The organism is Arachidicoccus sp., from assembly GCF_050436765.1.
Lineage (GTDB): Bacteria > Bacteroidota > Bacteroidia > Chitinophagales > Chitinophagaceae > Arachidicoccus.
In genome coordinates, this window is record NZ_JBNQGD010000397.1 from 1 (window position 1) to 6241 (window position 6241).

A 6241-nucleotide genomic window follows, 5' to 3' on the forward strand; every position below is an offset into this window, starting at 1 on the left:
ATTAATAGAAAATATAAACTTTTCTTGGTTTCTTTTTCTTAGCAACAACCTGATTTGTTCCTTTTCTTAAAGCTAATTTGTAAACAAAGCCAAAGGAAATATAGTGTTGATATTTATAAGAAAGGGACGGATTTATGAGGAGAAAATCTGGCTGATAACTTGCATCAAAATAAAAAGATTTTCCTAAACGATATTGGGCCGAGAAGCTCAACCCAAGTACCGTATTTCCAAGAGACTGATTTAAATTGATAGAATCGGTTACTATTTTATTATGCCATTCTATTTGAGAAAGGTTCACGCCATATCCAAAACTAAAATCACCTAAAATAAAGTTGTTTCTAATGTTAGCATAAAAAATAGCAGCCGTAGTATCATATCCATAACTTTTTTTATTAGGGAAACCTGCACTTGTAGAGGCTCCAACGTTCAAAGAAATATAATGGTTTTTTTTGTAGAAAAAATCTACCCCGGCGCCCACACCCAAAAAGCCGATTGCTTTAAAAGTTTGTCCCGGAAATTGAAAATTAAAAAGGTTGACATAAGGCAAGCCCAGCGAAAATCGAATAGCCCTTCTAGCCGTTTTTAAATGAGTACTATCCATTACGAAATTTTTGGATGTATCAAGTGATGCTTTTTCTAATACACTGCTATCCGTAGTAGAATAAATTGCCCGTTCAGCAGAATTAGTCTTCCCTTCTATTGAATTAGCTTTAATTGTAGAACAAAATAAAAAAAACAATGAATGGGTCAATAGAAAAATGATTGACAGCTTCATAAGCAAAGTTTGACTAAAGATAAAGATTTAATTCAACACTGCGATTTTTTCTAAGCCTCTTTCCGGAGTTGTTTTATTAAAAGCGTTAGTTTTTTGGGGGGATAAAAGGCGGTTGAGTTTCAGTTGTCCACATTTATTCTCTTAGTCGTTATATTTCCGCTGCGTTTATATCTCAAACTGTTCGCAGGTAAAAAAAGAATCTACAAAACTCAAATATAGTTGCTACATTTTATACCGCTTCGTAAAGCGCATGGGTACAAAATAGCCTCTGCCCTAATGGAGTTTTCGTTTGCCCTGTCGGTAAGCCAAGCCCGGATATTACTTGTGGTATATCCCTTTCAGAAAGTTCGCGTTTATTTCTTACATACTATCCACGCTTCGCAAGGTGTGTTAGTTTCACGCACCATTTTCTAAACACTTTAAGGCATAACAGCCTTTATTTAGATCGAAATACATTTTCTAAACACAGAGGCGACAGCTCGCAATAAAATAAATGGGCGCTTTAATTCAGGCTTCTGAAATCTACCGGAACCAATTTACTTACACCCGCCTCTTGCATCGTTACACCATAAATAACATCGACTGCACTCATGGTCTGTTTGTTGTGTGTAACAATGATGAATTGAGAGTTCTGAGAAAACTTCTGAATCATTTGTGTAAACTTACCCACATTAACGTCGTCCAAGGGCGCGTCTACTTCATCAAGAATACAGAAAGGAGCGGGTTTGATCAAATAAATGGCAAAAAGTAAAGCCGTTGCCGTCAGTGTTTTTTCTCCACCACTCAATTGTGAAATAGACGAAGGTCTCTTTCCTTTTGGCTTCGCCATAATGTCGATACCCGTTTCGGCCAAATTTTCCGGGTTTGCCAATACCATATCGGCTGTATCTTCTTCACTGAATAGGGCTTTAAATACTTTTTGAAAATTTTCCCTAACTTGATTAAACGTAGATAAAAACTGTTGATTCGCGGTTGCTTCTACTTCCTGAATCGTTTGTAGTAAGCTTTCTTTTGCCGTCACCAAATCATTCTTCTGCTCCAAAATAAATTCATAACGCTTCTTCATTTCGGTAAAAGCCTCAATCGCCGTAGGGTTTACCTCTCCCATGTTTTCTAAACGTTTTTTCATACGTTCAGTGCTGATTTGCAAATCCTCTAAAGACGAATTCGTCTTACGAGCTTCATCCAGTATTTGATCTAAATCTACTTTAAACTCAACGCTTAAACGTTCTTTCATTCCCGCCAATTGCAATTTCAACTCATTGAGTCTATCCTTCATTTCATTTAAAACATGATCAATTGTTTCACGTTGTTTCGTCTTTAAACGTAAAGCATCTTCCTTCTCAGATAATAATTTGCGAATACCGTAATAGCCGCTATCAGCTATTTTTAATGTTTGCTCATCTTTTTCCTTTTGTTGGGTTAGAGATTCAAAAAGTTGCAGACTCTCTCCCAAAAACTGCTCGGCTTCTGTAATTTCCACCGAAGAGTTTTTTAATTGGCTAGTGTTATTTTCTATTTGTTGCTGTAGGTCTTTTAATTGATTTTCCTTAAAAACTAATTCCTGCTTTAATGCGGCCATCTTACTTTGTTGTCGCGTAGATTGCAGATTCAAATCGTTGAAAGTAGCGGTAGCAAAATTAAACCCTTGTTCCGCCTGATAGTAATCTCTTTGTATGATTTGGATTTCATCAGAAAGCTGCTTCAATTGCTCTTCAAAGGCTGTCAAATCCTCTCGAGTGGCAGAAATAGCTTCTTTTTCTTCCGCTATTTTTTCTTCAATCTCCTCTAATTTTTGTGTAGCATTATGTTGAGAAGCCTGTAAATTTTCTATTTTGTTTTTGGTTGCGAATACCTGGTTTGTTAATTGATTGGTGTCATTTTCTATCTCGCGAATTTCTTTATCCTTCAACTGTTCATTAAAATGTAATACATCGCTTTGCTTTTTTTGAATTTGTATTTTCAATGCATTTACTACCGCATCTTGCAAAACAATTTCATCACTTAATTTTTCCAGATTTTTTGCACGTCCAATTTTTTTTCCCTCAAATACGCCTACACTACCACCTGATAAGGTATAATGACCTTTTACAAATTTGCCACTCTTCTCCAACAAAATTACTGAAACAATATTGGCATTATTTATAGCCCTTTCATCCTCGGCAATAAAAACATTCCCCAAAAGATATTGTGTCAATTTTTTATAAGGTTCGTCCACCTCTATGACATCCATGGCACTCGTAGCGTTCGGTATGGTATGCGTTTCAACAACGTAATTTTCGATTTTGTCCAACAAAAAGAAATTAGCTTTCCCCTTTTTATTATCATCCAATAAATGAATAGCCTGTAATCCTTGTTCTAAGTCTTTGACTACATAATAGTTCAGATAAGGCTCCAAAACATTTTCTAAGGCAGCCCGGTATTCCTCTTCCACATAAATAATATCCGAAAGAATAGGTGCTTCGTGGTTCCAATCTTTATTTTTATGTAAAAATTTAATACTCTCCGGATAGCCTTCCATAGAGTCTATTAAACTCTTCAAAAGCGCTTGTTCATTTCGTTTGGAATCAAGTGTACGGCTTTCGTCTGCCAGCTCACCACGCATCGACTCCAACTCCTCCTGTGCAGAAAAAATAGATGCCTTCGTATTTTCATGCTGTTCACGCAAATTGAGTAATTCTGCTCTCCTATCTTCCAACAAAGTTTCTTTCTCTTCTAATTGAGTTTGCAAGGACAGAAGTTCAGTTTTTCGATGCGCTGCTTCACCCATTAACTGAGCCTGTGTCCGCGTTAAATTTTGAATGGAAGTGTCAGCTACCGCAACTTTTTTCTCCGCATCAAACTGATTACGTTGTGCCGCCAAATGTCCATTGCGCAAAGATTCTGCATTCGCTCTTTTCTCCTCGAAAATGACACGCTTATCCTCAATTTGCTCCTTGGCTATTTCTAATTTTTCTATTAAATCGGTTTGTAAAACTTCTTCGTTCTCAATTTGCTCCTGAGTGAATTGAACCGATTCTTTTAAGTTATCCAACTGCCCTTGCGCCTTTTGTAAAAAACCATGCAATCCAGATTCTTTCTCACGCAGATATTGAAGTTTTTGAGCAGCGAGGTTCTTCTCATTTTCCTTTGAGCGAAGATTTTGTTGCAACTCATTAAATGACATTTTCATTTGCTCGAGTGCTTGTTCCTGATCTATATATTTAGCCTTCTCATTTTGCAATGCTTCTTCTTCGGCTTCAATTTCCCGCTCCAGTTGATCTTTTTTTCCAGCTTCTAAGCCAGTGCTCTCTTGCAATTCCTTATAGGAAAGGTTAAAACCTTCCAGCGCTGCTTTTGCTAGTTCAATTGAAATCTCCCTATAATCTTTTTTTATTTCAAAATACTTCTCCGCTTTTTTTGCCTGATTTTCGAGGGTTTTTAATTGATTATTTATTTCAAATAATAAATCTTCAATACGATTAAGATCCTGTTCCGTGGCATCCAGTTTTTGTTTCGCTTCTTTCTTGCGTGTCTTATATACCGTAACGCCGGCCGCCTGTTCAAGCATTCGGCGGCGACTGTTTTCCTTGTCTTTGATAATATCGTCAACCATTCCCAATTCAATAATAGCATAGCTATCAGTACTGATACCGGTATCCATAAAAAGGTTCTGAATATCTTTTAACCGACAGGAAATGTCGTTGAGTCGATATTCGCTATCCCCATTTTTATAAAAACGTCTGGTAACGGTAACGGTAGAAAACTCAACCGGTAAAAGATTTCTCGTATTTTCAAAAGTCAGACTTACTTCCGCAAGTCCACTAGCACTTCTGCTTTTACTGCCATTGAATACTAACGCCTCCAAGTTCTCGCTTCGGAGTGCTGAAATTTTTTGTTCGCCAATTACCCAGCGAATACTATCTATAATATTACTTTTACCGCAACCATTGGGCCCGATAATGCCAGTAATTCCTTCATCAAAATTGACAATAGTTTTATCCGCAAAACTCTTGAATCCTTTTACTTCTAATTGTTTTAATCGCACTTGTTGTTCCTATTTTATCAATTGCGAACTTACGTTAAAACCTTTAATTTTTTCTACAAAGTTGAACAGATCGTGTTAATAGTGGATAATTGTAGTTTTATGTGGAAAATGACAAACAGATTACAGCCAAAAACTTCTTATTTTACTGTTAATCAATATACAATAATGGCTCTATTGCGTTAGATTCCAACTAAATTTGCGAAGTGGAAATAAAAAATTATTATTATATCTTAGGTGTTGCACCTACTGCAAGCAATTATGAGATAAAAGCAGCTTATCGCAAACTGGCGCAGCTTTATCATCCTGATAAAAATGCAAACGATAAGCTTGCTGAAAATGTATTTAAAGAAATCAACGAGGCCTACGCAGTCTTGTCAGACAAAGAAAAAAGGCAAATTTATCACCGACAGCATTTCGGTACCTCACTTCTAAAACACACAGTCCAATTCGATACGATAACCGCCTCTTTTATTTATGAAAAACTTATAGCTATTCGAAAAAATATGGAACAGGTAGATCCCTATCGAATGAATAAAAATGCCTTGATTTTTGAATTAGAGCAATTATTCTCCGCTGTTCATGTTGCAATTCTGAAAAAAGAAAATAATCAGCGTATCAATAGCGGCATTATTGATGCAACACTCCACATTGTGACAATATTGTCATTGGGAGACCAAAAACAAATTATCGGGTTGGTGGAAAATATCCAACACGAAAGAAAAGAAAAAATAATTCGATTTTTTCAAAAACAGAAGCGTATTTCGTTTTGGAAAAAATATGAAATAGCATTTGTAATGCTATTTAGTCTGCTAATCTGTGTAGTGTTGTATTGGGTGTTACACTCATAATATGAAATAAGATCGGCATGTCCATCAATCTTCATTTTCTAAAACGACTTTATCTTCCCCGTCGTTCTGCTTCCAAAAAACTTTTACTTTTTGGTTATGATACGTATCTATCGCCCGGCCAATATAATCTGGCTGAATAGGTAACTCCCTGCTAAAACGGCGGTCAATCAATACGCATAATTCCACATTAGACGGGCGGCCAAAATCAAGCAAAGCATCTAAGGCAGCTCGAATAGTCCTGCCGGTCCAAAGTACATCATCAATTAATATCACCGATTTCTTTTCAATACTAAAGGGTATCTCTGTTTCATTTGCTATATGCAAATTTTTTCGTATATCATCACGATAGAAGGTAATATCTAATTTACCATAGGCGATTTTCTCAGCGGGAAGTATCTGTTTCAATTCATCAATTATCCTATTACTCACATAAATACCTCTAGGTTGTAGCCCAATAAGTACGGTATTTTCAAGCTGCAAATGATTCTCCACAATCTGCCTTGCTAATCGTTTAATAGTAAGGTTTACTTGTTGGGGTGTCAATAAAGATTTCATTCTTTTAAATTTTATGAGCTCTTTCGATTTCTGCTC

At 36.3% G+C, this 6241-nt stretch carries 4 protein-coding genes; 1 reads left to right on the top strand and 3 read right to left on the bottom strand.

The window, feature by feature from the left end:
- Position 1 precedes the first annotated feature (1 nt).
- On the bottom strand, positions 2-775 hold the full coding sequence (locus ACQR30_RS16540) for a hypothetical protein (RefSeq protein ID WP_429736863.1): 774 nt from the start codon (positions 773-775) through the stop codon (positions 2-4).
- Between the two features lie 502 nt (positions 776-1277).
- Positions 1278-4802: a chromosome segregation protein SMC gene (smc, locus tag ACQR30_RS16545; RefSeq protein ID WP_429736864.1), complete on the bottom strand. Its 3525-nt coding sequence runs from the start codon at positions 4800-4802 to the stop codon at positions 1278-1280.
- A gap of 203 nt (positions 4803-5005) precedes the next feature.
- Here smc and ACQR30_RS16550 point away from each other — a divergent pair, with 203 nt between their 5' ends.
- The gene (locus ACQR30_RS16550; protein ID WP_429736865.1) at positions 5006-5650 is read left to right on the top strand and encodes a J domain-containing protein; all 645 of its coding nucleotides are present in this window, start codon (positions 5006-5008) and stop codon (positions 5648-5650) included.
- Positions 5651-5674: 24 nt separating this feature from the next.
- On the opposite strand, the gene pyrR is transcribed toward ACQR30_RS16550, so the two are convergent.
- A partial coding sequence (gene pyrR / locus ACQR30_RS16555; protein WP_429736866.1) for a bifunctional pyr operon transcriptional regulator/uracil phosphoribosyltransferase PyrR occupies positions 5675-6241 on the bottom strand: 567 nt, incomplete at its 5' end.